The organism is candidate division KSB1 bacterium (genome assembly GCA_024655945.1).
GTDB lineage: Bacteria > Zhuqueibacterota > Zhuqueibacteria > JANLFK01 > Oleimicrobiaceae > Oleimicrobium.
Window position 1 is genome coordinate 148,857 of sequence record JANLFK010000005.1, and the last position, 23,551, is coordinate 172,407.

Here is a 23,551-nt window from a genome sequence, read left to right on the forward strand (position 1 = left end):
TCACCTGTCCTGCAGCCGTTCGCTGAGCTGCTCCAGGTACACGCCCTCCACCTCTGCAGATTCGTGGCGGAGCAGCGCCTGCAGCTCCTCTCGCACCACGTCGCGCTTTGCGTCCAGCTCAGGGTCGTTCAGGGCGGCGCCTTCATAGGCGTCGATGAGCGCGGTCATAAGGCTCTCCGGGTAGCCGACCGCGCCGTGCTTGCGGTCATTGAGGGTCAAGGCGGCATCCAGGAGGGCGTAGCAGATGCGGCGCGCCTGTTCCCACTTGCCGGCGGCGCGCAGCATCTGCGCCCGCTGCAGGATGAGCTGCGCCGGCACCATCAGCTCCTGCACCGACCATCCGCCGCCGGCAGGCAGATCAAAGAGGTCGGCAGTCCAGCGCCCCAACCTCTCTGCTTCGTCGCCTTCTCCGAAAAAGCCCGCCACCTCCGGCACCACTAAGGCGATGTTGGCAATGGTCTCCACCAGGGCCGCTTTCTCTTCCTTGCGCAGCAGCTTGCGCAATTCCTGCAGGGAGAGGAAGCTGTGCGGCGCATCCACAAAGGCCAAGGCGGCCGCCACCTGATGCCGGCACAGACTGCCGCTGACCGGCGAACAGGTGCAGCGGCCGAAGATCTGCTCCCCTTCCACCACCACCTCCACGCGACACAGCCCGTCGGCCTTGACGGTGGCCGACAGCCCTGTGTCTGTCCTCAGACGCGCCTTCACCCTCCCCCCTAAGAAGTACTTCATGCCCTGCTCGTACTCCTTCGGGTCGGAGAGCGCCTGGATATCCAAAGGGGTGATCCTGGTCGGCATGGTGGTCGCTCCGTGTTATCACTTTCCTCTGCTGCAAATATAGCAACATAACGGACTTTCGCAAGCAAAATCCGCTGCCCAGGCCCGCCCTCAGCACAAAAAAAGAGCCGCCGCGACCTTTCGGCCGCAGCGGCTCCGCTTGCCGCCTCCGCTAGCGACGACTTACCGCAACAGCGTCATCTTCTTGACGGCGGTAAACTCACCGGCCGTGATCTTGTAGAAGTAGACGCCGCTGGCCATGCCGGACGCATCCCAGGTGGCCGCATAGGTGCCCGGCTGATAGTAGCCGTTCGCCAGCGTTGCCACCTTCTGGCCCAGCATGTTGTACACGGCAATCGTCACGTTGCCCGGCTTGGCAACCGCGAACTTGACCGTGGTCGTCGGGTTGAACGGGTTCGGGTAGTTCTGGTGCAGCTCATACGCCACCGGAACCGTCTCGCCGGTCCTCACCGCGCTCGGCGCGCCAAAGTAGCTCAACGCCTCGATCAACGGGTTGGACACTTCGTAGGGGATCCAGTAGTAATTCGCCTGGCCCGTGTTCAATGCCAACTGGTCAAAGGTCAAGAACACGGTGTGCGCCCCGTTGTAGTAGTTGTACAGACCCATGACGTTGTTGGCATCGGCCGAATCCGCAAACAGCACCGTCGCCGCAGGGTTGGTCGCGGTGATGGCGTCGTTCCAGTTCGCGAACCCCAGCTCATAGTACGGGTCGTAATAGAGCTGCAGGCTGTCCGCGCAAAAGTCCCCGATGTCATTCACGATGGCGTGGTCAGTGGCATTCAGCGGGTGGGGGCTCAGGTTGTACGGCTGGATGTCACTGACGATGGTGCCAATGCCGAAGTAGTCATAGTGCATGTCGCCAGCCGCAAAGTTCAGGTCCACACCTCCGCCAAGCTGGTAAGCCCACTCCTGCGAGGACCAGAAGTAGCCCTTGGTGCCACTGGCCTTCTTCGTGCCCTGCAGCCAGTTCTCCACCACGTCGTCGAACAGCACCAGCGGTGAGAAGCCGTCCAACTGCACGATCCAGTTGTACTGGTCCACCAGTTCGTTGGCCGGCGTGCCGTCAAAGTCGGTCCACCAGGTGTCGTACAAGTACTTGGTGCCCTGCGGGTCTATGAAGTAGTAGGGCAAGATGAACGACGCGCTGAAGCTATCGTCGTTGTAGATGGCCAGCACGTCGTGCTTCTTCTGGAAGTACCCGTAGGTGCCGTGGGTGGACTCTGTCTCCAGGCCGCCCATGTCCTTGGCCCAGAAGTAGTACTCCACCACGTCGCCCGGGGCGATGAGGCCGCCGGGCACCACACCTTCCCAGGTACCCTGCTGAGGAGTGCCGTCCACCAGCGTCATCGGCACTTCGGTGAACGGGCCGCCGTTGACGTTGTAGTACAACTTTGCCTCGGCCACGCCCGCGTTGGCCGGATCAGAGGCGTCGATGTCCTTGATGTCCGCCCGCAGCGGACGCGGGTCGGCGCTCAGCACCGAACCATACGGGTCGTAGGTAATCGTCGGCGGGGTGTTCTCATAGAACTCCACCTCGAGCATGAAGATCCAGCCGTAGTGGCGGATGTGCCAGCCGCCCTTGCCCGAGGTGCCGCCACCCGGGTAGTACTTCAGGCCGCGCCACTCCGGCAGCGCCGTGGCGTCACCCGAGGCGGTGCCAAAGTTCTGGCCGGCGGTGCCGAACGGCGCGTAGCAGACGTAGAAGGGATCGTGGCCCATGTCCGGCTCAAAGCCCAACCAGATCATTGGGGTCCACACCCACTCGTTGCGCACTGCCGTCACCGGAAAGTCGCCCCAGATGATCTCGCCCAGAGGTGGCTGGCCCCAGGAGCTGCCGCACCAGTTGCCGGTGGGGCAGCCCTGCGGATGGCTGGCCCAGCGCCCCACCCAGCCGGCGCCGTCCACGCTGTCCACAGGCCAGGTGCGGATGTCGGCAGCCGCCTGGGTGACAAACAGGTTGAAACCATCGTTGAACTGGCCGCTCCACTCGTTCGTCTTAATGCCGATGGACTTGATGTAGAACGCCGCAGTGGGTTCCTGCCAGAACTGCGCCATGGTGTCGCCGGGGGCAGCACCAAAGTTGACCGTCTCCGCCAGAGGTGGCGCGATGGTGTCGATGATGCCGGCGAACTTGCTCAGGGCGTTCGGCGTGAGCAGCCGGTCCACTGCCCTGTTGGTGAGGTCCTTCTTGGTAGCGTAGATGATCGCATCCTCATCCACGCCCCGATACGGCTTCAGCAAGGTGATCCGGCTGTCGCTGGCCAGCACCGCCGAGGCCGCCAACAGGAGAATCGTGGTAACTACGAGGGCTTTTCGCATGTGCAAACCTCCTCAGTGAGTTGTCGTCCACAGCTTACCATGCTACCCCCTGCAGATGCGTGGCCTCACCTCCTTTCATTGTTGGTTTGGCAACGGCTTCCACTCCTGGGCCATCACCTCCTTTCTGCCTCTCGTCAGACCTGACTTTCCCGCCACATTGAAGAGTCACCTCTCACTATCCGACCACTGCCGCCGCCGTGAGCGCGGCAGAGCAGCCTCACTTAGAACTGCACCGACATGGTGAACCACTGGTTGGCGTCGGTGTACTTGACATCACGATAGGCGTAGTCAAAGAGCACGTAGGTGTTGCCGCCCAGGCTGTAGCGCAGGCCGGCCCCAAGGGTGAAGCCGAAGATATAGTCCTCCGAGGCCTGCACAGCTGAGCCATAACCGCCACGCAGGTAGACCAGCTTGTTAAAGGCGTACTCGATACCCGCCTGCACCTGGTCCACCGAGGCGTTGAAGTTGCGGTAAGAAGCAACCACGGTGACGGCATGTTCGTCGCTCAGGTAGTAGGGGTAGCCAAGGCTGATTTCGAAGGTGCTGGGCAGCTCGAATTTCTGCGCCTCAAGGCGGAGGTCCATAGCCTCGGTGCCGTACTCGGTGTGGGGCAGGTTCACGGTGCGCTGCAGGTCCTCGCCCACGAATTTCATCATCGGGCCAAAGTTGTTCAGCGTCAGGCCCAGTCGTACGCCTGGGGTGCTGATGTACTGTACGCCAAAATCAAAAGCCACGCCACTGGCGCGCATGCGCAGAAAGCTCTCGGAGATGACCTTCGCGTTGGCGCCGAAGAAGATGCGGTCGGTCATCTGCCGGGAGAAAGTGAGCCCTACAGTGACAAAGTTCGGGGTGATAATGCGCCCGGTGCCTTCGGTCTCAAACTCGGTCGTCTCCATGATGTCGCCAAAATCCAACACCTTGGCGCTCACCCCGAATGAGCCGAGGTTACCCAAGCGTGCCGACACGGCGAAGTAGTTGATGCTGGTGTCAAAAATCCACTTCAGATACGAGAAGGTCGCCTCGGCCGCAGCATCGGTGGCTGCCAATCCTGCCGGGTTCCAGAAGATGGCCTCGTTACCGCTGACCAGCGCGCCATTGGCCCCGCCCATGGCAATGCCTCGCGAGCCGACCGGAATGAGCAGCTCCTGCGCGCCAGCCGCACCCCTCTTGTCGGGGTTGCCGGCCATTGCCAGGCTGTAGCCCAGCGCCACAACGACGAGCAGCACCAGGATTCTTGCTATTCTCATGGTCCAGTTCTCCAAAAGGTTTCCTGTTCACCGTCGTGCCGCTCCTGCAGCCGTGGCGGTGCAGGAGCGGCCACCTACCTGACCAAACGTGCCGTTACAGGTTCCGCAGGCGCTGCTGGCCAAACACCACCGCCAACTTCAGCACCTTGGAGCCCACGCCCGGCACCTCGATATGGGCAATGTACAACCCGCTGGCCACCGGCAAAAAGTTCTCGTTGCGCAGGTCCCAATCATGAGTCGGTTGCGGGCTGTCATGCTCGATGGTCTGGATGAGGTCACCTGCCAGGTTGAAGATGCGAATAGTACACTTTTCCGGCAGGTTGATGAACCTGACGTGCTCCTGATGGAGCGTACGCTCCTCGATGTTGTGCGCCAAGTAGGGGTTGGGGTAGACGTTGATGATGTCCAGACGCTTCTTGGCGTCGGAGACGACGTTGCGTTCCACCCCCTTGATGCTGAAGGTCCACTCGTCCTCGCCAGGCATCACCGGCGGCGGGAACTTCAGCCGCACCACGTCACCGGTCTGCCATTGGACATCGGCGTTATACACGAACATCCAGGTGGCATTCTTGTCCTGGCCCGTGTAACCGCAGTTGTGCACCGAGTCGTTGTACTCGGTCCAGAAAATGAACACCGTGCACTTCCCGCGTGGCGACCACGTGGCAACAAAGCCAGAGTCGGTGCCCACGAACAACGTGTCGGCAATCTTCTGGGCGTTATCGCAGAAGGCAGAGTTCACCTGTACACCCCGCGTGACGTCCCAGACCTCGAAAGGCACGCGCACCGTGAACGGGTCGCGCGACACACCCCGCTTGGGGTTCTTGGGGTGCATGAGCATAAAGTTGGCCGGGTCGCCGAAGCCGTACAGCAAGGTCGACAGCGAACCGCCGGAGAGCACCTCGCCCAGCGAGTCCACCTTGCCGGTGAAACGGATCTCGATGGTGTTGCCCATGAACCTTGGGTCGGTGGTACCCTTCTTGAACGGCCCATGTATTGCCTTGTTGCTCAGCGATTTGCCCTGCTGGTACGGACCGGTGAGCGAGGTGAGCATGGTGCTATGGCTGGTGGGGGTCACCACCTCAGCCAACCAGGTCTTGCGGTCCTTGGGCTGGGTAAAGTCCAGCCGCCCGGCGATGTAAAAGTCCAGGGGTGCGCCCACCAGCGTCGAGTGGCTGATGTCCTTGTCGATGGTCTTGGTGGCCTCCACAGGCTTCACATGCTCGTAACCCGACACGACCTGCCCGTTGCGGTAAAGCGTCCATGTACAGTCGGGGTTGACCGTCACCTTGTAGTCGGCCGTGGTGACCCGCAGCGGGTCAACCAGTTGCACCCACCACTCGTAGGTCAGCGGGTCGGCGTTCCCCTTCGAGTGCGTCACCGGCACCTCTTCAAAGTCCTCGTGGCTCACCACCGTTCCGGGCTGCGGCTGGTGCGGCGTCACCGTCAACACATTCTTGGAGCTCTCCAGAATCTTCGGTACACCCTTGACGCCAAAGCCATAGGCGGTGACGCACACGTAGTAGTTGCGCCCGTTCGCCAGGCGGAATCCTTCGTAATCCCTCTCCAAGGTGTAGCTATAGCTCAAACCGAGGTCGGCACCATAGGCTGACGGGAGTTGGAGAACAAATCCCGTGTTCGGGTCGTACTCCTCGTCCAGCACCGACATGACGCCATTTGCAACATCGTAGGTGGCCAGCCGCGTCCACGGACCGCCCGCCGAGGCGCCGATGTAGACGTTGTAACCTTCAAAGTCGTAGCCGAATTCCGTATAATTCTCGGCCTCTTTGCCCCAGGTAAGGAGTACCTTACGGTCCAGCGGCGTGACCAGCACCTCGGGCGCACGTGGCGGGCTGGGCACCTCGAAGCCCTTGTCGTAGGCTGCCTGGGCAAACTTGTCGTAGAAACGCAGCACCTCGATGCTGGACAGACGGTTGTTGCCTTGGCCAATCATCATACCGGCCACCACCACCTGAGTGTCACCCTTGGCCAAGGTGAATGGCCCGGACGAGATAAGGATGCGGATGTCCTGAGGCGGGGCCTCCATGGTGGACAGCCAGCCCGTTCCCCGCACCGGGTCGCCAGTGTTGAGGAAGGTGGTGACCTGGCCGGTGGTCGGGTCGACCCACGGCGAACCGTCAGACTTCAGGCCCGCAAGATAGTTGTACAACTCCTCGGCCCCCTCAGCCGAGTAACGAGGGTCACGGTAAATTGGATGCGGGTTGTAGTATTTTACGAAGGCAGTAGCATCCAGGAGCTTCTTGTTTGGGTACACGCTCCCGTCCGGAAGCTTCACCGTATCGCCCGGGGAAGGCACCATTGGTCCCCGGAAAAAGTCGAAGCCCAACGCGGGTGGCCGATCCCCGTAGGTAGCGTCAATAGGATCGCCGTTGTAGACGTACGCCATGCCTCGTTCGAGGTCGTACCCGATCAAGTCGTCATTGGCATCGCCCAGGTCTACATCCGACCACACGCCTATGTAGGCCTGCTGCAAATGGTCCGCGCCCTTGTTCACAATGGTGTACTGAAAGAACACCACGTTACCCAGCGCGCCCGGTCGGTCGAAAGCAAAGACCAACAGGTGCAGCTCAATACCGATGGGCAGGGTGTGGTAGGCGATGTTGTGCATATTGACGTCCATGTCGTTCATCACGGCATAGAGCTGCTCGTCGCCATACCACTTGATGCTGCCATCGGGATTCACCGGGGCGCCCTGATCCACCGGCCATGCGCTCCACGGGTCGATATCCAATGGCGCATAGCCATTGGGGTAGTCCTTGTGGACCTTGTACACGCGGTACTTGGGATCGGCGGGATTGTCTGGGGTGCCGTCCGGCAGTATCAACCCCGGCTGGTACTCCACGTTATAGTCCGCGCAGGCGGTCCTTGTAGCGCCGCCCACCTTGCCGGCGATCCAGATCCCGGCAGCGTAGCAGGCGTACTTGCCGGTGCCTTTGGGCCACTCCAGGTCCGAGTTGCCGGTGATGGGGTGGCGGGTAAAGGTGCCGTTGTTCATCACCGATGCCCGGATCTGGTTGACATCAATGTACTTGCAATGGTCCTTGATCATGGACTTGCTCAGCCGACTGGTGGCGGTGCTCTTGGCCACTGCCGCACTCTGGCCAAACAGCAACACCGCGAGCGCCGCAACCAGGATGGCGACCGTCGCTCTCTTCATCGTGACTCCTCCTCCACAAGACCAACAGCGTACCTGCTGTGCACTTGAGCCACCTCGTCACACACTCTGCTGGGCTGGCCAGGGGCTCGCCTCCATAAAAGGAGGTGAGCCCGAGCGCTCTCAATAGTCGATCATCACGCCGAAGCGGAGGATGCGCGGCGTGGCCAAGTTCGTCGCGCCGGCACCGCTCAGGGCCTTCTTGGCGTAGTAGAGGCCCTTTTCGCCATAGATCCGCGCCCACGACTTGCCGTCCTCGGTCAGGAACCAGCCGTTGTCGTGCGGCTGGCCAGTCTGCCGGTAGACGCCGGTGACATTCTTGCGGTTGAACAGGTTGTAGACCCAAATGTAGGGGCGGATCTTGAAGCGTGCCACCTCTACCGTCTTGTCTACCTTTAGGTCAACCCGGTAGTACCACGGCATCACCGAGGAGTTCAATGCCTCCAACGGCCGGGGCGCGTTCTGCGCGAACAGCCCGCCCGGACCCGGCTCGATCTTGGTGTAGCGGCTGCCGCTGTGCATGGTGAACAGCACATTGGCGCCCACGTTTGCCAGAGGCCGGATCCCGAAAAGCATCGGGCCATCGTCCTTGGTCAGACGGAAATCGATGTTGGCATTGCCCACATGGTCCTGGTTCTGCGCCAAGGGCGTGATGATGGTCGGGAAGCGCAGGTTCTGGTCTTGCCAGGCAATGTCAAAGTGGTCGCGGCTGCTGGAGCCGGTGCCCATGGCCTTGGAGTAGGTGTAGTCCAAAGTGGCCGCGATGCGCTTGGTGCGCCGCAGGTTGAGCGCAAAGGTCACGCCGGTGGTAGTGCCAAAGTCGATGTTACGCAACTCGTAGAACGCACCGTAGCCCAGGCCAGGCTCAGGCAACGTCACGCGGATCTGAATGTAGTCGCGAATGTCCTTGTAGAACACCGTGGCCATCAAGCTGGCGTTGTCGCCCATCTGCTGCTTGAGGCCGACTTCGTACTGCGTGGTCTGCTCCGGCTTCAGATTCGGGTTGGGCATGGTGCGCGCGTTGCCACCCTGCAAGAAGCGCCCCACCAGGCCGTGGCTGTCGTACAGATCGAACATCTGCGGCAGTTGTACGAACTTGCCAAACTGCGCATGGAAGACCGTACGGTCCGTGACCGGGAACGACCACCCCAAGCGCGGGCTCACCTTCCAATACTGCCGCTCCGGGCCAAAGCTCGCATCGTCCACCAGGGTCCAGGCGTTTAAAATAAGCCGACGTGGATCCTTGTAGCTGAGCGTGCCGGTGGTCAGATAGTCCACCCGCACGCCGGCGTTGAGGATGAGGTCCTTGAGCTCAATCTTGTCTTGCAGGTAGAATGCCGCCCGCACCGGGTGTTTCGGCGCGTCATGGCCGTTCACCTTGCCGATCTGCCCCTGGTCGTTGGTCGCATCGTACCAGGTGTCCTTGGTCGTCGGGTTGCCCCAGATGTCGTAGCCATAGTAGGTGATGTTGCTGCGGTAGATGTCATAGTCGGTTTGCGTGTTGCTCGGGTCAACCTCCCGGTCATGGAGCGCCTTGGAGATGGCAAAGGCTGGGTTGACGTACCGCCGGATGGTGTAGTAGTTGTACTCGAAACCGGTCTTCATCTCGTTCCAGTTGTTGAACTGCCAGACCAAGTCAAACTTTGGCCCATAGTTCACCTGCTCATTCTTGCCGTACCCGGAGGTCACCAACCCGGTAGGCTGCAGAGTGAGAAGACCGTACAGGCTCAGGGTGTAGGTCAGGCCCCAGCCGCGCAGCACCGTGTTGCCATCTGGGCCGACGTTGTACTGCGGGTCGGCGTACTTCCAGTACTCATCCCATAAGTCTGGGTCGCCCCACTCCTGGAACCATTTGAAGTAACCGAAGTTGGCGGTATAGAACAGCCGTGGATTGACCTGATGCGTCAGGTTGACGTAGTACCGCTGGTTCTTGGAGATGGTGACGCCGTTCTTCTTGTAGTTGACGATGTTGCCCCAGGTGGCACCACCCTGCTCGCGGTCCCAGTGGTAGTTGGCGCCCACCTTCACGCGCACGGGCCGCACATCCCAGACAAGGTTGCTGTTCATGTCCCACGCGCGGTAGCTGTAGCCGGGATAGGGACCGGGCTTTAGTTCTGCTTTGAAGGGGAAACTGCGCTCGTTGGCTGTGCCCTTGCTCCAGACGATGACGGTGTCAACCACAAATCCTTCGTTGAACGTGGCATAGCCACCGTTGTAGGTGCGCTCGCCGGCCACGAAGAAGCGCAGGTTGTCGTTGGTAAATGGCACCGGGCCGCTGGCCGTTGCCGTGTAGGTGTTGTAGCCCCACGACTGCGTGCCCAAGGTGCGGCCGTTGTTGCCCTTGAAGGCCTCGTCGGAGATGGCTTCGATGTTGAAGTGGTAGTCTTTCTGGCCAGTCTTGGTCGTAGACCATAGCACACCGGCGTTGGCAAAGCCGTACTCGGCATTGAACCCACCCGCCTGGAAGGTCACCTCCTCGATGGCGTTGTTAATCACCGAGCCGACGTTGGCACGACCGTCGATCAGGCGTTGGGTCATCACACCGTCGATGTAGGTCACCGTCTCTTCCCCACGGCTGCCACGCACATACTGGCCTTCGACCACCGCCGAAGAGAGCTGCATGGCTACCGTCACGCCACGGATGGGAATGTTCTGCAGGTCCTCGGCCTGGATGGTCTTGACGGTGTTGGTGACGTGCTTTTCGATGATCGGGCGCTCCGCGACAATGGTGACCACCTGGCCCTCGAGGACGGTGGGGGAGAGCTCAAAGTCGCACTCGGTGGTGAGGTCGGCAGAGACGCGTTTGTTGCTGACCACTACGGTCTGGTAACCCATCATCTGCGCGCGCACGCTGTAGGTGCCCACGGGCACGTTGAGGATGATGTAGTAGCCGTTGATGTCGGTGGCCGCGCCCATCATCGTGCCTTCCAGGATGATGGCGACCCCGGGGATGGGGTCCTTGGTGTCCTTGTCAATCACCCTTCCCCTCACTTTACCGGTAGTGCCTGCGTAGATGAGCACCGGAATCATGAGGAGAACAACAGCGAGAGCGAAAGCCTTCTTACGCATGGTCTCAGCTCCTCTGGTTTGGTGACACCCCCTGGCTTCTGCCCCCCGGGCTACCCTAGTTCCCGTTTCTGTCCCGCCCTGGCCACTGTGCACTCTTCTCCAGACAGAAAAGGGCCCGCCGATTTCCTCGTAGCCCATTGTCCGCACAGCCAACCTGTCCTGCGGTGACCACCTCCTTTCTGGGGTACTGACATTTTGGCAACGTGCAATATAACCCAAAAAAGCTAATTTGTCAAGATTTTTTTTGCAGATGTGCAGCATTTCGTGCCTTTTTCGCCTCATGGGAGGCGCAGTAGCCTCACCGTGCGCTGCTCGTGGGGAGTACGCACACGGCCAAGGTACAGCCCCGGCGGCAGTTCATGGCCGCGCTCGTCCCGGCCATCCCACCACACCTCGTGCTCCCCGGCCGACAACAGCCCGTGCACCAGCACGCACACCCGACGGCCGGAAAGATCGAACACGCTGAGCTCCACCTCGCTGGGCGCATGCAGCGTGACCAGAAGCCTTGTGCCACCGGCGAAGGGATTGGGCCAGTTGGCAGCAACGACAAAGGCGCCAGGAGGTCCTTGGTGGCGTGAGCCTCCCACGGCAAGAGGGCCTTTGCGATAGCAGGCAAGTCCCAGCGTGGTTGCCACCCAGAGCGCCCCACGCCGATCCACGGTCGTCTCATAGACAAAGTCATGAGGCAGCGGCGAGTTGTGCGAGTCGAACACCCGCCAGCTTGAGCCGTCGAAGGCAGCCAAGCCGGCCGAGAAGGTGCCCACCCACACAGTCCCGTCGCGGTCAACGCACAGCGAGTAGATGCTGTCGCAGGGAAGGCCAGAGTTGGCGCGGGTGTACACTTGCCATTGCTGATCATCAAACCGTGCCAAGCCGCCGCCGAAGGTACCAAGCCAGGCAGTCCCCACAGGGTCGAAAGCTATCGCCTCGATGTGGTCATAGGGCAAGCCGCTGTTTGCAGAGGTGAAAAGCCTCCATTCGCTCCGCTCAAGGATAGCCAAGCCGTGCCGCGTGCCGATCCACAGGCGCTGCTTGGGGTCAAGACCAAGGCATCCCACATCATCAGAGGGGAGAGGGGAATTGTGCGTGTTATAGATGGTCCACGCGCCGCCATCGAATACCGCCACACCGCCGTAGCGGGTGCCCACCCAGACCCGGTTCTCGGCATCGATCACCACCGACCAGGTGTAGTTGTCGGGCAGGGCCGAGTTGACCGTGTCGTAGCGCGTCCAGGTCGCGCCGTCGAAGCGCAGTAGACCGTGCACTTTCGTTCCCACCCAGAGCGCCCCTGTGCTATCCAGGGCAATGTCGTAGATGGCCTGTGCCTGCGGTCCTCGCGGGGCATGGGAACCTGTGGCCCGTGGCCCAGGCGGTGCAGGCGGCTTGTAGTAGCTCCAGGAGCCGCCGTCCAGCAACGCCAGCCCCTCGAATCTGGTGCCCACCCAAAGGCGCTCTTCTGGAGTGGCCAGCAACGAGAGGACGTTGTTGTCAGGCAGGCCAGAGTTCTCGCGCGTGTAGACTGTCCACTGCTCGCTCTGGCCATGCACCAGAGCATCCCACAGGAGCAGAACCGCCGTTACAGCGACGGGCATTTGCCACCAACTCCGCATCGGCCCTCAGCAGTGTCCACCACAGCCAGCAAAGCCTCGTGTTCAAATATACACGATTTGCCCGTGACCTTCAAGAAGAATCGCCAAGGGAAAGACGAGAATTCAGAGCTCCGGGGACTGGTGCAATGCTACTTTTCCCTTTGTTTTTGAGGCTGGTTGTTGTAAATTTGTAGCGTCGATTGGTTGAGCAAAGGGCGAAGTATCCCCCAGCATATAGATGGCGGCACGCCGCCCAGTTTCTGGCCAAAATGAAGATGAGAGGGGCACTATGCCACTGAAAGGGAAAAGAGTCGCCATCCTGGTGGCTCCCAGGTTTCATGACGAACAAACCACCTCGCCCCGTGACTTCCTCGCGCGCAAGGGAGCCAAGGTCGAGTATCTAGGCACTTACAAGAGTAGATTGGCCGGCAAGAATGGCCGGCACACGGTGGAGGTGACGCGCACCTTCGAGGAGGCGGACCCCTCCGCGTACGATGGCATCGTCATACCCGGGGGTGAGGCACCGCAGATCCTGCGTCTGTCGCCAGAAGTCCTCAGTTTTGTGCGGCAGTTCTGGAGCCAGGGGGGCATCGTCGGCGCAATTTGCCACGGGCCGCAGGTGCTCATTTCGGCACAGCTCCTGGCGGGGAAAAAGCTTACCTGCTACCCTGGCATCCGGGACGATGTGGTCTTGGCGGGCGGCCTCTACGAGGACAGCCCTGTGCTAATCGACGGACAGCTCATCACCTCGCGCCGTTCCGAGGACTTGCCCGAGTTCAATCGCGCCTTAGCCGAGGCGTTGGCCGCTCGCCGCCCAACGGCAGAGGCCACACCCTCCGAGGCGCTGCAGGCCTTAGCCTTAGCGGTGGCCCGCGAGCAAGGCGCGCAAGAGTTCTATCAGGCCGCGGGCGAACGCTTCACGCAGCCGGCCATTCGCAACAAGTTCCTGTACTTGGCAGCCGTGGAACAGGAGCACTTCCAACAGCTCTCCGAGCTGTACCGCACGCTGACCGGAGGCCCACCGCCGGACCCAGGCAAGAAGCGCGTCGAGGTGACCAAGCGCACGCTCACCAAGGACATGACCGTGGAACAGGCCATCTCCGTAGCCATGGACGCGGAACGGGCAGCCTACGACTTTTACTTGGCGGCAGCCGGGCGTGCCAGGTCAGCAAAGGCGCGCGACATGTTTCGCTTCTTGGCCGAACAGGAACAGGAGCACTATCGCTTGCTGTCGGTGGACCTGGCCGCCCACCGCGGCGGCACAGGCCACTTCCAGTGGGCCACGTTCTGGGACATCCCGCCGGGGATGGAAGACCTGTGGTAGCTCTCCCCTGCGCCATCAGCGACTGCATCTATCCACCCGCTGCGCGGCGCCATGGTGCCTCATCGGCGTGTGGCGAGGAGCGCACTCTGCGACATTGGAGGTCAATGGCATGTGGACGATGAAATGGCGAGAGGCCGTTCTCCTGCTGCTGGCGGTGCTTTTGGTCGGCTGCGCACGGCCGCTGGTGCGCCCCTACTATCCGCGCCTGTCCACCGAAGCGCTTGACTGTGAAATTCGCCGCGTCGCCAGCTCCGGCTGGAGCAACCAGCAGAAGATGGTCTACTACTCCGAGCGATTCATGGGCGCCCCCTATGAGCTCTATTGCGAGGGCGACGGGCCCTACGCGCGCTACGACACCAGGCCGCTCCTCAACCTCAAGAAGCTCAATTGCATGACCTACTGCGAAATCGTTCTGGCCCTCACATTAGCTGATTACTACGAGGACTTTTTCAACATCCTGCAGCACATTCGCTATCGGCAGGGGATCATGGGCATGGCCAGTCGCAACCACTACACCATGGCCGACTGGCTGCCGGCGAACAGCTGGTGTCTGGAGGATGTGACCCAGCGTGTTGGCGGCAGCGACGCTGTGCCTCTCACCCGCACCATCAGCCATCAGCGCTTCTTCGCCGGCAAAGGGTTTGTGGATTTGCCCGTGGTCATTCCCGAGCGCGAAGTGACGATCTCATACATCCCCCTGGCGCGCTTAGCGGCGCACAAGGACAGCCTGCGCAGCGGTGACATCGTGGCCCTGATCCAGGACCGGCCGGGCATCTTCTCGGCGCACATGCTGCTGGTCATCAGAAACGAGCGCGGGCTTTTCTTCCGCCACGCCAGCATGAGCGCCGGCAAAGTAGTGGACACCCCCTTTGTCGACTATCTGGCCAGCCTCATGCGCAACCCCCGCTACTTAGGGATGAGCTTTATGCGCGTGCGCGAAGAGGTCAGGTGGCACGACGGGCCGTACACCCACGGGAGGTTCATGCTGAACACCCAATGAGCCGTTGCCAAGGCCGCTCCGCTCATGCGCAGGACGGGGACAATCGCTGCGGCAAGATCGAAACGACTCCATTCGGTGCCTTCCCTTCAGGGCAGGGCCAGCAGCTCGTCGATCCGGACGAACCGGTAGCCGCGCCGCAGCAGCTCTTCCACCAGCGGTCCCAGCTGCAAGAAGACCTTGTCCTGGCGCTGCGCGCCGAGATGGAGGAGCAAGAGGAAGCCGTTTAGGCCATTTCGGTCCTGCTGCTCATGGACAAGGATCTCCTGAACAATCGCAGTGCCGGGCACAAAGCCTTTCTCCCCCTCCGGAATCCAGTCACGCTGCGAACCGCTGCCCGGCGTAAAGTTGCACAGCACCACGCCCATCTCATTGGCCCAGCGCACGTGATCTTGGTTGTACCACTCATAGGGCGGAATGAAGAAGACCACCTTGTCGTGCCGGAGGGCACCTAGAGCGCGCAGCTCCCGCATGTTCTTCTTGAGGTCCTGGCGAAAGAGCCTTCTGCCTACCAGAGTCTTGGACCTGTCCTCCCAGGGGGAGTACAGCAGATGGGCGTGCGAGTGCGGCCCGACGTAGTGCCCTTGCGCAACCATGCGCCTGACACAGGCGCGGTGCTCCGGGTGGGAAAGGAATGCTCCGGTGAGGAAGAACGAGGCTTTGATGCCGTGGCTCTCGAGGGTGGAAAGGATGTGCTCACACCCCTGGCCATAGTCTCCTCCGGTAAAGATGAGGGCGAGAGCGCGCGCAGAAGTGTCGCCGCGCACGATGCCGGCGTGGTCGTGGCGCCACCGGGGGTCATGTTGAATGAGAGAGGCGCTCCGGCCGCCATCGCGGCAGCCGAGGCCAGCCATGCACATGGATGCCACCAGCACCGCCCACAACGCCAAGCAGCCGCCGTGGGTGGTACTCATCGGGGCGCGCATGGCTGTCAATGCCGGAAATTGCTTCACGCCGCCTTGGCTTTGCGATTCACGGCCTTGCGGCGCCGCACCGCCTCCAGGCGCATAAAGTCCTTGGCTTCATCGTTGCGGTCGATGGTCGCCTGGTCGATGGCGTGGTCGGTCCCTCCGGCGTGGCGCACGACCTCGTAGATGGGCTCCCACACCCGCCCAATGCGGTAACGCTCCGACAGGCGCAACACCAAGTCATAGTCCTCGCCGTAATTGCGCGCATAGGGGGAGTCGTTGGTGCCAAAGCCGCCGAGTTCCCTGATCACCTTGATATGCGCGGCGCGCGGCGCCCCGGCTCCGTTGATGCGCAGTAGGTTGTTCCGACCGTTCTTTTCCGTCCACTCGTCATGGGTCACCACCGGGATGGACTCCATGCGCGACAGCTCGCCCGTGTGCTCGTCCTTCTGCCAGACTTCGTAGGAACCGATGACCATGCCAATGCACCGGTCGGAATTGAACACCTCCAAGATCTTGGCCACCGCGTTGGGCTTCAGGCGGTCATCGGAATCCAATTGCACGTAGTACTTGCCGCGCGCCACCTGCAGCCCCTTGTTCAGACAGTAGCCGATGTTATTGATGTCCTCCACCAGCAAGGTGACCTTGGGCTTCTTCGGGTCGTACTTCTGGCCACCCGGCAAGTACCGTTTCACCCCCTCGATGGTGGGGTCGTCCTTGCCGCCGTTGACGACGACGATGACCTCGACGTTTTGCACGGTCTGCGCCTGCACGCTTTCGATGGCGGTGCCGATGAACTCCTTGCGGTTAAAGACCGGAATCACCACGCTGGCAATGCAGTCGGAGAACTGTCGCTCTTCGGCGCGGGTGTAGGTCACCTTCTGGTAGTGGGCTCCTGGCGCCAGATAGGCACCAATGCGCTTCAGGTGTTCGGTGAGGGCCTGCTCCATCTCCAGTTGCACTTCCTTGTTGGCGAGGAGGTAGTCGAAGACGTTGTGTTTGGCGGCAGGAGCCTTAACCACGTAGGCGTGGCCGTTGCGCGCCGCAGCCACATGGACCAGGCGGTAGCGCGTTGCAATCTTCAGTCGCAAGTCATAGAGGTCAGCCGCCGCGTATTTCTCGTTGAGCCCACCCACTTTCTTGACCACTGCTCGAGGCAAAAGCCACACCGGCCCGTAGTCCTGATTGTCGCGCAGGCGCCCTTCGTGGTGGCCGAGCAGGTGGATTTCGCGCTCGGTGCCGTCGGCGGCAATCAGGCGATAGTCGGCGTACACCAGGCCGGTGTCCTTGTGCCTGCTCGCGGCCATGAGCAGGAGTTCCAGGGTGCTGGTGCGAAACGAGACGTGTGCGCGGACGTTGTCCACCAGCAGCACTGCGTCACCGCTGGCGCGTGCAAGCGCGGCATTGAGGCCTTGGGCTCGGTTCTTGAATGTCCCCGGTAGGTGGACGATACGCTCGTCCTCCACCAGCGGCGGCCGCGCCGCCTTCGCCCCCCGGTAGTCGACCAGAATCAGCTCCCAGTAGGGATAGTTCTGGCTGACGAGCGTCTGAATGCTTTCATTGAGCTCGGCATCGCTGTAGCTCAGCCCCTCCCGATACTGCATGATCACGCTTACCTTCTTCATCCGCGCACTCCTCTCCTTTGCGAACAGTGGTTGATGCTTTCGGCCAGTCCAGTCTTTCCCGTTCCGTTGCCATTCAACGCAGCAGTTTGCCTGCTTTCTTGTTGTTGGAAGTGGACAGAATCATCAGCGCTCTTGGTCCAGCCCCTGAGCCATAGATGAACTCCACGCTGATGTTCTCTTTGGCCAATCTACTGGCCATATCCGCCAAAGTTCCCGGCGTGTTGTCGAGCTCCACTGCCAGGACCTCGCTTTCGCCAAACACGTAGCCGGTGTTCTGCAGCGCAGTCTTTGCCTTGGCCACGTCGTCGACCACCAATCTGACCACTCCCCAGTCGCGCTCGTCGACCAACAGGGTGCCCAGCACGTTGACGCCCGCGCGTCCCAGTTGCGTGCACAGCTCCTGGAGGGTTCCCACTTTGTTTTGCACGAACACGGAAAGCTGTTTGACCATCTCTGCCATGGTTTCACCTCTTCGTTGGTTCATTTGTCTCCGCTGGGCGCTACCTGCCGGCAGTAGGTTGCCAGACGCGCCGGGCTACTCTTGGTCGCTGCAGGGCTCTGCTCACCGCAAAGTCCGCTGGCCGATCGCTCCATTGGCTGGCATAGAGGTGGCGGTCAAAGAAGTTCCACGTAGCCAAGCCATCCTCGCTCTCCGGCTCCAGCAGATAGGCAAGCAGAGGCGCCAGCGGTTGGGCGGTATCCACAAGCAAGTCGCCGGCCGCGAAGACCTTGTTCTCGCGCTCCCACGAGCCGGCCAATGTGACCAGATAGTGACCCTGGTAGGAGCGCTGCGTCGCCTCCACCTTTTCCACATGGAAGCTTTGCACCGCCAGCGTGCAGCTCTGCGCCAACCTTTCCACCACCACGCCGTGCTGCACCAGCTTTGCTGCCACCTCCTGCAACTGGCTCGGGAAAAGATAGGCAGCAGGGAGCGGCACCGCGCTGGTGGGGACGTATCGGCCAAGGTAGGGCACGCGATAGGTGCGCGGCCGTTCGGTAGGCCTGAGGCGCGTCCTGCCCCCCTCGTCGGTGACCATCGCGAACTCGTAGCTCAGCACCTCCATGGGCTCGGGCAGCGCCTGCACCTTTGAGCGCAGCGCCAAACACCAGGTAGAATCAGCCGCAGCACCGCGTCCGACGGTGGCGCGGTCCACGGCACGGACAATGGCACTCATCTGACGACCCCGCTGCGCCGTGTACCAGAGGATGCACTCCAAAAAGGCGCGGCAGGCACGCACACGCGTGGCAAAGTCCGCGTAGGCGTAGTTCTCGTCGAGAATGGCAAAGCGGTTGCGCAGGCCGATGTAGTTGGTGCTGTAGCGCGCCTCGCTGCCGAAGCTCGCCCAGCCTTTTTCTGGCGCCGCCATGTCCACAAAGTTGCCGTACGGCACGGAGTCGTAGCCATACGCCTGCTTGAGCCGCCCGGTCACCTGCGGCAACATCTCCTCGCGGAGATAGCGGACGATCTCAGGGTGCGTGTTTGGGTTGTGCGGCACCGCGTAGGTGACCGGATGCCGGTGTGGGGAGCCGTTGGTCGTGTGGCAGTCCACCATGAGCACCGGGTCCCAGCGCAGCAGGACGTTGGCCACCAGACCCTGATTTTCCGCAGTCTCCAGCTTGACGAAATCACGGTTCAGGTCGAGGTTCTGGCCGTTGTGGCGCACGCCTACGCCGCCCTCCGGCCCATGCTGGCCGCGCCGGTTGCTTGGGCTGATGCGCTCGTTACCGTCCGGATTGTAGATGGGGGCGATGAGCACCACCTGATTCTCAAAGAGTGCCGCCAAGTCACCAAGGAGCATGTCGCGCATCAGCATCAGCGTGGCCTCTTTGCCTTCCACCTCACCGGCGTGAAGATTGGCGATGATGAGAACCACTGGTAGGTCCTGCAGCCTCGCCTGGGCTGGCGACAAGGGCACAGGCCGACCTAACACTGCCAGCGGCACAGGTCGTCCTTCAGCGCTGACGGCCATCGTCTCCACGCGCAGGTCGCCGGAGAGCTGCTGCAACGTGTCGAGAAAGGCGGCCACCTCCTGGTAGCGCGATGTCTCGCGGAAGCCAGAGCGCTCCGCCCGTGTCAGGGGAAACGAGGCGGCCGGTGGGCTGGCAGAGGCAGCCGTATTCACCAGCACCAGGGCCAACACGGCCAAGCGGTCACTGGTCAATCATCTCCTCCCTTTTCGTGAATCTCTCCTTTCTGCTAGGCAAGCGAGCGTGCGGGTTCCGCCAGGGCACCGTTCTGCGCTATTGCTCGGGCGGCTGCAGACTGCTGGTCAAAAGGTTGGCCAGCAAAATGCCGATGAGCAGCACCACCACGCCGACAATGAGCACCAGGCCGAGGGCCATCCCTGCCAGATGCACTGCCTGCTCCCGGGGGTCCGCGCTTTGCCGGCGCGCTATCACCTGGTCGTAGAGCAGCTTCCCGGAGAACACGACGAAGAGAAAGATGCCCAGCGCCACCCGCGCAAAGTGGCCCATCCCTTGCACGCGACCACGGAGCGGCCAGAGCAGGTACAGGACGATGGCCCATTGCGCCACGCCAACGATGGCCCGCCACACACCTGAGCGCCTTGCCGCCTTCTCAGAGCCAGAAGGCGTCTTCGATGTGGTGGACTCGCACGCCATTCTGCTCCCACACAATAGCAATCACGTCAAAGCGGCAGTCGACGTCTTCGATTGCGTGTTCCTCCATGTACAGGGCCGCTGCCTTGCCCAGGTGCTCCTGCTTGCGGCTGTCCACCCACCCCTCTGGCGGCCCGAACGAACCCGAACGTCCTGCCTTGACCTCCACGAACACCAGCGTCGCGCCATCGCGGGCGACGATGTCAATCTCGCCGTGCGCGCAGCGGTAGTTGCGAGCGACAATGCCGTAGCCCTTGCGCTCGAGATAGGCTACAGCCACCTCCTCGCCCCTGCTGCCCGTCGCCTTCGTGGCGGCTTTGCGCCGGTGGGTCTCATTCATCGACCTGTAACCCCTTCACCTTGAATGAGCGGCGATGGATGGGACACAGCCCGTGCACCTTTATGGCCGCTAAGTGCTGGGCAGTGCCATACCCTTTGTGCTCGGCGAACCCGTACTCTGGCAAGATTCGGTCGTAGGCAATCATGATGCGGTCCCGCACCACTTTTGCCACAATGCTCGCCGCAGCTATGGAGAAGCAGGAGCGGTCACCACCCACCAGCGCCGTTTGCGGCAGCTCGATTTCTGGCACCTCGTTGCCGTCCACCAGCACGTGTTGGCAGACCACCGGAAGCCTGGACAGCGCCTTGCACATGGCCAAGTGGGTGGCGTTGCGGATGTTCAGGCGATCGATGTCCGCCGGCTGCACCACGCCTATGCCCAGACCACTGACGTTGCGGAAGATCTCCCGGTACAGGCGCTCCCGCCTGCCAGGCGAAAGCCGTTTCGAGTCGTCGATGCCGGCGATGAAAACATCGGGGGCAAACACCACGGCAGCCGCCACCACCGGGCCCGCTAACGGTCCTCGACCGGCTTCGTCAATTCCGGCCACTGCTGAGACACCCTGTGCCCAGAGACGGCGCTCGTGGGCCAAGAGCTGCCAGACCCGCGTCCGCTCTTCGTCCCCGACCACCCCTTTGGCCGAAGCACTCCTGGCGGCGTGGCGGATGTGCCTGCTGTTCATGGCGCCGCCGCTCGCTGGGCCACAACGATCACCACCGCCAAAAGCGAGGCGGCAACCGCGGTTCCCACGATCCACCGTCTGGTTGAGGCCTTGGAGCTGCTTTCGCGCAGGTCCACGTAGAGCGTGTCGCTTGCCGAAGGATCCACTTCAATCACCAACACCTCCTGGCCGTACCCCTCCTTGGTGATGCGCAACTGATACGAGCCGGCCAGCAGGTTCTCGAAAAGGACCGGCGTACGTCCCACGATCTGCCGTCCGGTCTCCGCCTGGATACCGAAAACGCCGGCCTCACGAGGATTGGTCACCACGTAGAGCCTGCCCACCATGCTTGTGCGCACTCTGTCGAACCGCTCCACCAGGTCAGGCGGAATCTTGGAGGGATCCAGGGTGCGCGCCGGATCAGTGCGCACGCAGGCCTCAAAGGCGACGTCCGCGGCCTCTGCAGGACCGCCGCCGCGCAAGATGGCAAATGCCAAGTAGAGATAGGCATCAAAACGCGCCTCTCTGGCCAGCTTTCCGCTGGCGATGGCCTCCTGCAACGCGTCGCTTGCCTCTGCAAAACGCGCTTCGTAGAAGAGGTCAATGCCCTTCTGCACTGCAAGGGGCCGTTCCTGCGCACCTACCGGCCCACAAAGTGCCACCAGGAGGACGCACGGCATCAGCTTCCGGATCCGCATGCCCTCCCCCTGGCTATCGTGCTGGGTAAAGCCTGAAGCTCACGCGCATCTCTTGACCTGGCTGCAGGCTGACGGTCGTGTCCTGGGGCACCGCGCGGAACCCGTCGCGCACCAGCCTGATGCGATGCTGCCCGGCCGGGGTCAAGGTGCGCATGGGCGTGGCGCTGGTGCCCCCACTCTTCCACTCCTGCCCATCGATGAGCACGTAGCCGTACCCGACCTCGGCAGCGTTCTCCACTACCACGGCTAACTCGGCAAACTCCACGAGGGCTTTGGGCAGATACTGCTGCGGGGCCTGGAGATCGAAGATCTGCTCTCCGCGCCACATGCGATTCCCCTCCCGGTCCAGGTACTCGACGACGTGGCGACCCACCGGCAGGCGGAGCGTAGCAGGCAGCTGACGCGCCTCGCCAGCGTCGTCAATGCGCACATAGTCGGCAAAGTCCACTTTGGCCAGCGTCACCTCCACGGTCGCGCCTGGCTGCGGCCGGAGTTCAACCCGCACTGACCTGCTTTCGCCTGCGCGCAGCGCGAAGGTAGTGTCCCATGCTGTGAACCCTGGCCTGGCGATGCGCACGGTGTGCGTCTCCTCCGGGGAGACCTGGAGCATCAAGGCACCACGCTCGTCGACCACGCCTCTGCCCGTGCCGTCCACGGACACTTCCGCCGCCACAGGCAACCCGCCCACATGCACTTCTACGCTCACCGCCGCAGGAAGTGGTCGCGCCGCCGCCGGGGCCATGGCCGGCGTCGTGGTGGAGCCAGACCAGGCGGGCGCAGGCTGCGGCTCGCTCCCTGGAGCCGCGCGCACCGACACCTCCTCTTGCTCCTCCCTTTTCCCAGCAGGCGTACCCTCTGCAGCTTGGCCTGACGTAACCGCGGCCGTCTCTTCCCTTTGCCCCACCTCAGTCACTGGCGGATGTGGCTTGGGGTGCTTCCTGTTCAGCAGCAAGAGTCCCCCAGCGCCAAGAAGGCCTACTAGGGCCAGGCCCACCAGAGCTGGCCGCCACAACCTTCCTCTTCCACCCGCTCTCGCCGGCGGCGACGGCGCCTCAGCTTCGGCCGGGTAGAACTGCACCTGGCCCTTGCGCTTTGTTGCCCGAGGCACTTTCCTCCCCGGAAGACGGAGCAGCTCAGCTTCCAGGGCGTCCATCAAGGCTGCACAGGAGGGGAAGCGTTGCTGGGGCTCGCTCGCCAGGCAACGCCCCACCAGAGCGTCCAGGCTCTCCGGGACTTTCCAGTTCAGCCTTTTGGCCGAAGGCGCCGGCGTTGCCGCCTGCTGGGTGGCGATCTCGGCTACCGAGGACCCGGTAAACGGCGCTTGCCCCGTCAGCAGCTCGTACAAGAGCACACCCAGCCCATGCACGTCGCTGAGGAAAGTGGCTTGCGGGCTCTCGGCCAGCTGCTCCGGTGACAGGTAGGGTGCATAGCGGCAGCGGATGTTTGGCGCCCCCCGCTCCTGAATGAGCGCAGCCAGGCGGGCCAAGGCAACTTCGTGCAGCAAGGGGTTGCCTTCTTGGTCCACGCAGATGCTGGCGGGCGTGAGCAGCCCCTGCACATGTCCTTCCTGGTGCAGCTGCTGGATGGCCAGGGCCACCTGCAACACTATGCGACAGGCCTCAGCCACCTCCAACCCCTTGCCTTTGCGCAGCCGCTGCCGCAGCGTCTCGCCAGCGCGGCAGTGGTACAGGGCAACCAGTGACTGCCCCTGCGCGAGTATGGCACTGGGACGGAGGATCTGCGGGTGGCCAAGTCTCTCACTCAGCTGCAGCGAAGCGATAACCTCGCTACGCAGCTCCTCCTGGTTGCGCACCAGCGGGCTGAAGAGTTTGAGGAGAACAGGCCGCCCGGCTCCGTCCTTTGCCGTGACCAACGTCCAGAGGGGCTCTTCCTCCACACGGTCCAGGATACGGTAGCCCGGCGGCGCCTCCGTGCGCCAATCCCCCGGCGTGCCTCTTGGTTGGCTGTGCTTGGAACTCATCGATCGCAAGTCTCTGCTTTTCCAGCTCGGCCTCGGCCTTGCAGCAAATTTATCAGAATCTATGCCAATATCAACAGTTTTTTCTGCACGACCGCAAGAAGCGACCTGCCCGGCCGCGCCGCGCTGACAAAAAACCGCTTGATTTTGTATTGGTTTTCATCGTACATTAACACGCCGCAAAATCGCCGTCCTGGGCGTGGGTCT

At 62.1% G+C, this 23,551-nt stretch carries 17 protein-coding genes; 2 read left to right on the forward strand and 15 right to left on the reverse strand.

Features of this window, described 5'->3' with window-relative positions:
• From NUW13_08490 to NUW13_08515, 6 genes are all read right to left on the reverse strand, one after another.
• Positions 1 to 798 carry a hypothetical protein gene (locus NUW13_08490; GenBank protein MCR4439064.1) on the reverse strand — a complete coding sequence of 266 codons (798 nt, stop codon included), beginning with the start codon at positions 796 to 798 and terminating at the stop codon, positions 1 to 3.
• Positions 799 to 960: 162 nt separating this feature from the next.
• Complete coding sequence (locus tag NUW13_08495; protein ID MCR4439065.1) at positions 961 to 3,117, reverse strand: T9SS type A sorting domain-containing protein; 2,157 nt, start codon at positions 3,115 to 3,117, stop codon at positions 961 to 963.
• A 221-nt stretch (positions 3,118 to 3,338) separates the two neighbouring features.
• Positions 3,339 to 4,364 carry a PorV/PorQ family protein gene (locus NUW13_08500; GenBank protein ID MCR4439066.1) on the reverse strand — a complete coding sequence of 342 codons (1,026 nt, stop codon included), beginning with the start codon at positions 4,362 to 4,364 and terminating at the stop codon, positions 3,339 to 3,341.
• Positions 4,365 to 4,458: 94 nt separating this feature from the next.
• Entirely contained in the window at positions 4,459 to 7,539 is a 3,081-nt protein-coding gene (locus tag NUW13_08505) for a T9SS type A sorting domain-containing protein (GenBank protein ID MCR4439067.1), read from the reverse strand.
• 120 nt (positions 7,540 to 7,659) lie between these two features.
• Entirely contained in the window at positions 7,660 to 10,605 is a 2,946-nt protein-coding gene (locus NUW13_08510) for a TonB-dependent receptor (protein ID MCR4439068.1), read from the reverse strand.
• A 278-nt stretch (positions 10,606 to 10,883) separates the two neighbouring features.
• A complete protein-coding gene (locus NUW13_08515) occupies positions 10,884 to 12,197 on the reverse strand; it encodes a hypothetical protein (GenBank protein ID MCR4439069.1) in 1,314 nt (437 codons plus the stop codon).
• A 286-nt stretch (positions 12,198 to 12,483) separates the two neighbouring features.
• Here NUW13_08515 and NUW13_08520 point away from each other — a divergent pair, with 286 nt between their 5' ends.
• Both NUW13_08520 and NUW13_08525 read left to right on the forward strand, forming a co-directional pair.
• On the forward strand, positions 12,484 to 13,518 hold the full coding sequence (locus tag NUW13_08520; GenBank protein ID MCR4439070.1) for a DJ-1/PfpI/YhbO family deglycase/protease: 1,035 nt from the start codon (positions 12,484 to 12,486) through the stop codon (positions 13,516 to 13,518).
• Between the two features lie 109 nt (positions 13,519 to 13,627).
• On the forward strand, positions 13,628 to 14,518 hold the full coding sequence (locus NUW13_08525; protein ID MCR4439071.1) for a DUF1460 domain-containing protein: 891 nt from the start codon (positions 13,628 to 13,630) through the stop codon (positions 14,516 to 14,518).
• A gap of 86 nt (positions 14,519 to 14,604) precedes the next feature.
• Here the strand turns inward: NUW13_08525 and NUW13_08530 are convergent, their stop codons facing one another.
• The 9 genes from NUW13_08530 to NUW13_08570 form a co-directional block, all read right to left on the reverse strand.
• Positions 14,605 to 15,468, reverse strand: a complete 864-nt coding sequence (locus NUW13_08530) for a polysaccharide deacetylase family protein (protein ID MCR4439072.1) — start codon at positions 15,466 to 15,468, stop codon at positions 14,605 to 14,607.
• Complete coding sequence (locus tag NUW13_08535; GenBank protein MCR4439073.1) at positions 15,465 to 17,048, reverse strand: glycosyltransferase; 1,584 nt, start codon at positions 17,046 to 17,048, stop codon at positions 15,465 to 15,467. The genes NUW13_08530 and NUW13_08535 overlap by 4 nt, the downstream gene beginning before the upstream one ends.
• 73 nt (positions 17,049 to 17,121) lie before the next feature.
• Positions 17,122 to 17,532: an amino acid-binding protein gene (locus NUW13_08540; protein ID MCR4439074.1), complete on the reverse strand. Its 411-nt coding sequence runs from the start codon at positions 17,530 to 17,532 to the stop codon at positions 17,122 to 17,124.
• Positions 17,533 to 17,548: 16 nt separating this feature from the next.
• Positions 17,549 to 19,210: a M14 family metallopeptidase gene (locus NUW13_08545; protein MCR4439075.1), complete on the reverse strand. Its 1,662-nt coding sequence runs from the start codon at positions 19,208 to 19,210 to the stop codon at positions 17,549 to 17,551.
• A 79-nt stretch (positions 19,211 to 19,289) separates the two neighbouring features.
• Complete coding sequence (locus tag NUW13_08550; GenBank protein ID MCR4439076.1) at positions 19,290 to 19,604, reverse strand: hypothetical protein; 315 nt, start codon at positions 19,602 to 19,604, stop codon at positions 19,290 to 19,292.
• A 22-nt stretch (positions 19,605 to 19,626) separates the two neighbouring features.
• Positions 19,627 to 20,007 carry a YraN family protein gene (locus tag NUW13_08555; GenBank protein ID MCR4439077.1) on the reverse strand — a complete coding sequence of 127 codons (381 nt, stop codon included), beginning with the start codon at positions 20,005 to 20,007 and terminating at the stop codon, positions 19,627 to 19,629.
• Complete coding sequence (locus tag NUW13_08560) at positions 20,000 to 20,689, reverse strand: ribonuclease HII (protein ID MCR4439078.1); 690 nt, start codon at positions 20,687 to 20,689, stop codon at positions 20,000 to 20,002. Before NUW13_08560 ends, NUW13_08555 begins: the two co-directional genes overlap by 8 nt.
• Positions 20,686 to 21,366, reverse strand: a complete 681-nt coding sequence (locus NUW13_08565) for a PEGA domain-containing protein (GenBank protein ID MCR4439079.1) — start codon at positions 21,364 to 21,366, stop codon at positions 20,686 to 20,688. The genes NUW13_08560 and NUW13_08565 overlap by 4 nt, the downstream gene beginning before the upstream one ends.
• Positions 21,367 to 21,379: 13 nt before the next feature.
• Complete coding sequence (locus tag NUW13_08570) at positions 21,380 to 23,347, reverse strand: protein kinase (protein ID MCR4439080.1); 1,968 nt, start codon at positions 23,345 to 23,347, stop codon at positions 21,380 to 21,382.
• Positions 23,348 to 23,551: the final 204 nt, after the last annotated feature.

What these genes read in the sequence shown, in the direction of transcription:
- NUW13_08555 (MCR4439077.1), bottom strand. Translation starts at nt 20,007, where the DNA reads ATGAATGAGACCCACCGGCGCAAAGCCGCCACGAAGGCGACGGGCAGC.
- NUW13_08505 (MCR4439067.1), bottom strand. Translation starts at nt 7,539, where the DNA reads ATGAAGAGAGCGACGGTCGCCATCCTGGTTGCGGCGCTCGCGGTGTTG.
- NUW13_08490 (MCR4439064.1), bottom strand. Translation starts at nt 798, where the DNA reads ATGCCGACCAGGATCACCCCTTTGGATATCCAGGCGCTCTCCGACCCG.
- NUW13_08495 (MCR4439065.1), bottom strand. Translation starts at nt 3,117, where the DNA reads ATGCGAAAAGCCCTCGTAGTTACCACGATTCTCCTGTTGGCGGCCTCG.
- NUW13_08535 (MCR4439073.1), bottom strand. Translation starts at nt 17,048, where the DNA reads ATGAAGAAGGTAAGCGTGATCATGCAGTATCGGGAGGGGCTGAGCTAC.
- NUW13_08520 (MCR4439070.1), top strand. Translation starts at nt 12,484, where the DNA reads ATGCCACTGAAAGGGAAAAGAGTCGCCATCCTGGTGGCTCCCAGGTTT.
- NUW13_08500 (MCR4439066.1), bottom strand. Translation starts at nt 4,364, where the DNA reads ATGAGAATAGCAAGAATCCTGGTGCTGCTCGTCGTTGTGGCGCTGGGC.
- NUW13_08515 (MCR4439069.1), bottom strand. Translation starts at nt 12,197, where the DNA reads ATGCCCGTCGCTGTAACGGCGGTTCTGCTCCTGTGGGATGCTCTGGTG.
- NUW13_08560 (MCR4439078.1), bottom strand. Translation starts at nt 20,689, where the DNA reads ATGAACAGCAGGCACATCCGCCACGCCGCCAGGAGTGCTTCGGCCAAA.
- NUW13_08510 (MCR4439068.1), bottom strand. Translation starts at nt 10,605, where the DNA reads ATGCGTAAGAAGGCTTTCGCTCTCGCTGTTGTTCTCCTCATGATTCCG.
- NUW13_08565 (MCR4439079.1), bottom strand. Translation starts at nt 21,366, where the DNA reads ATGCGGATCCGGAAGCTGATGCCGTGCGTCCTCCTGGTGGCACTTTGT.
- NUW13_08570 (MCR4439080.1), bottom strand. Translation starts at nt 23,347, where the DNA reads ATGAGTTCCAAGCACAGCCAACCAAGAGGCACGCCGGGGGATTGGCGC.
- NUW13_08525 (MCR4439071.1), top strand. Translation starts at nt 13,628, where the DNA reads ATGTGGACGATGAAATGGCGAGAGGCCGTTCTCCTGCTGCTGGCGGTG.
- NUW13_08540 (MCR4439074.1), bottom strand. Translation starts at nt 17,532, where the DNA reads ATGAACCAACGAAGAGGTGAAACCATGGCAGAGATGGTCAAACAGCTT.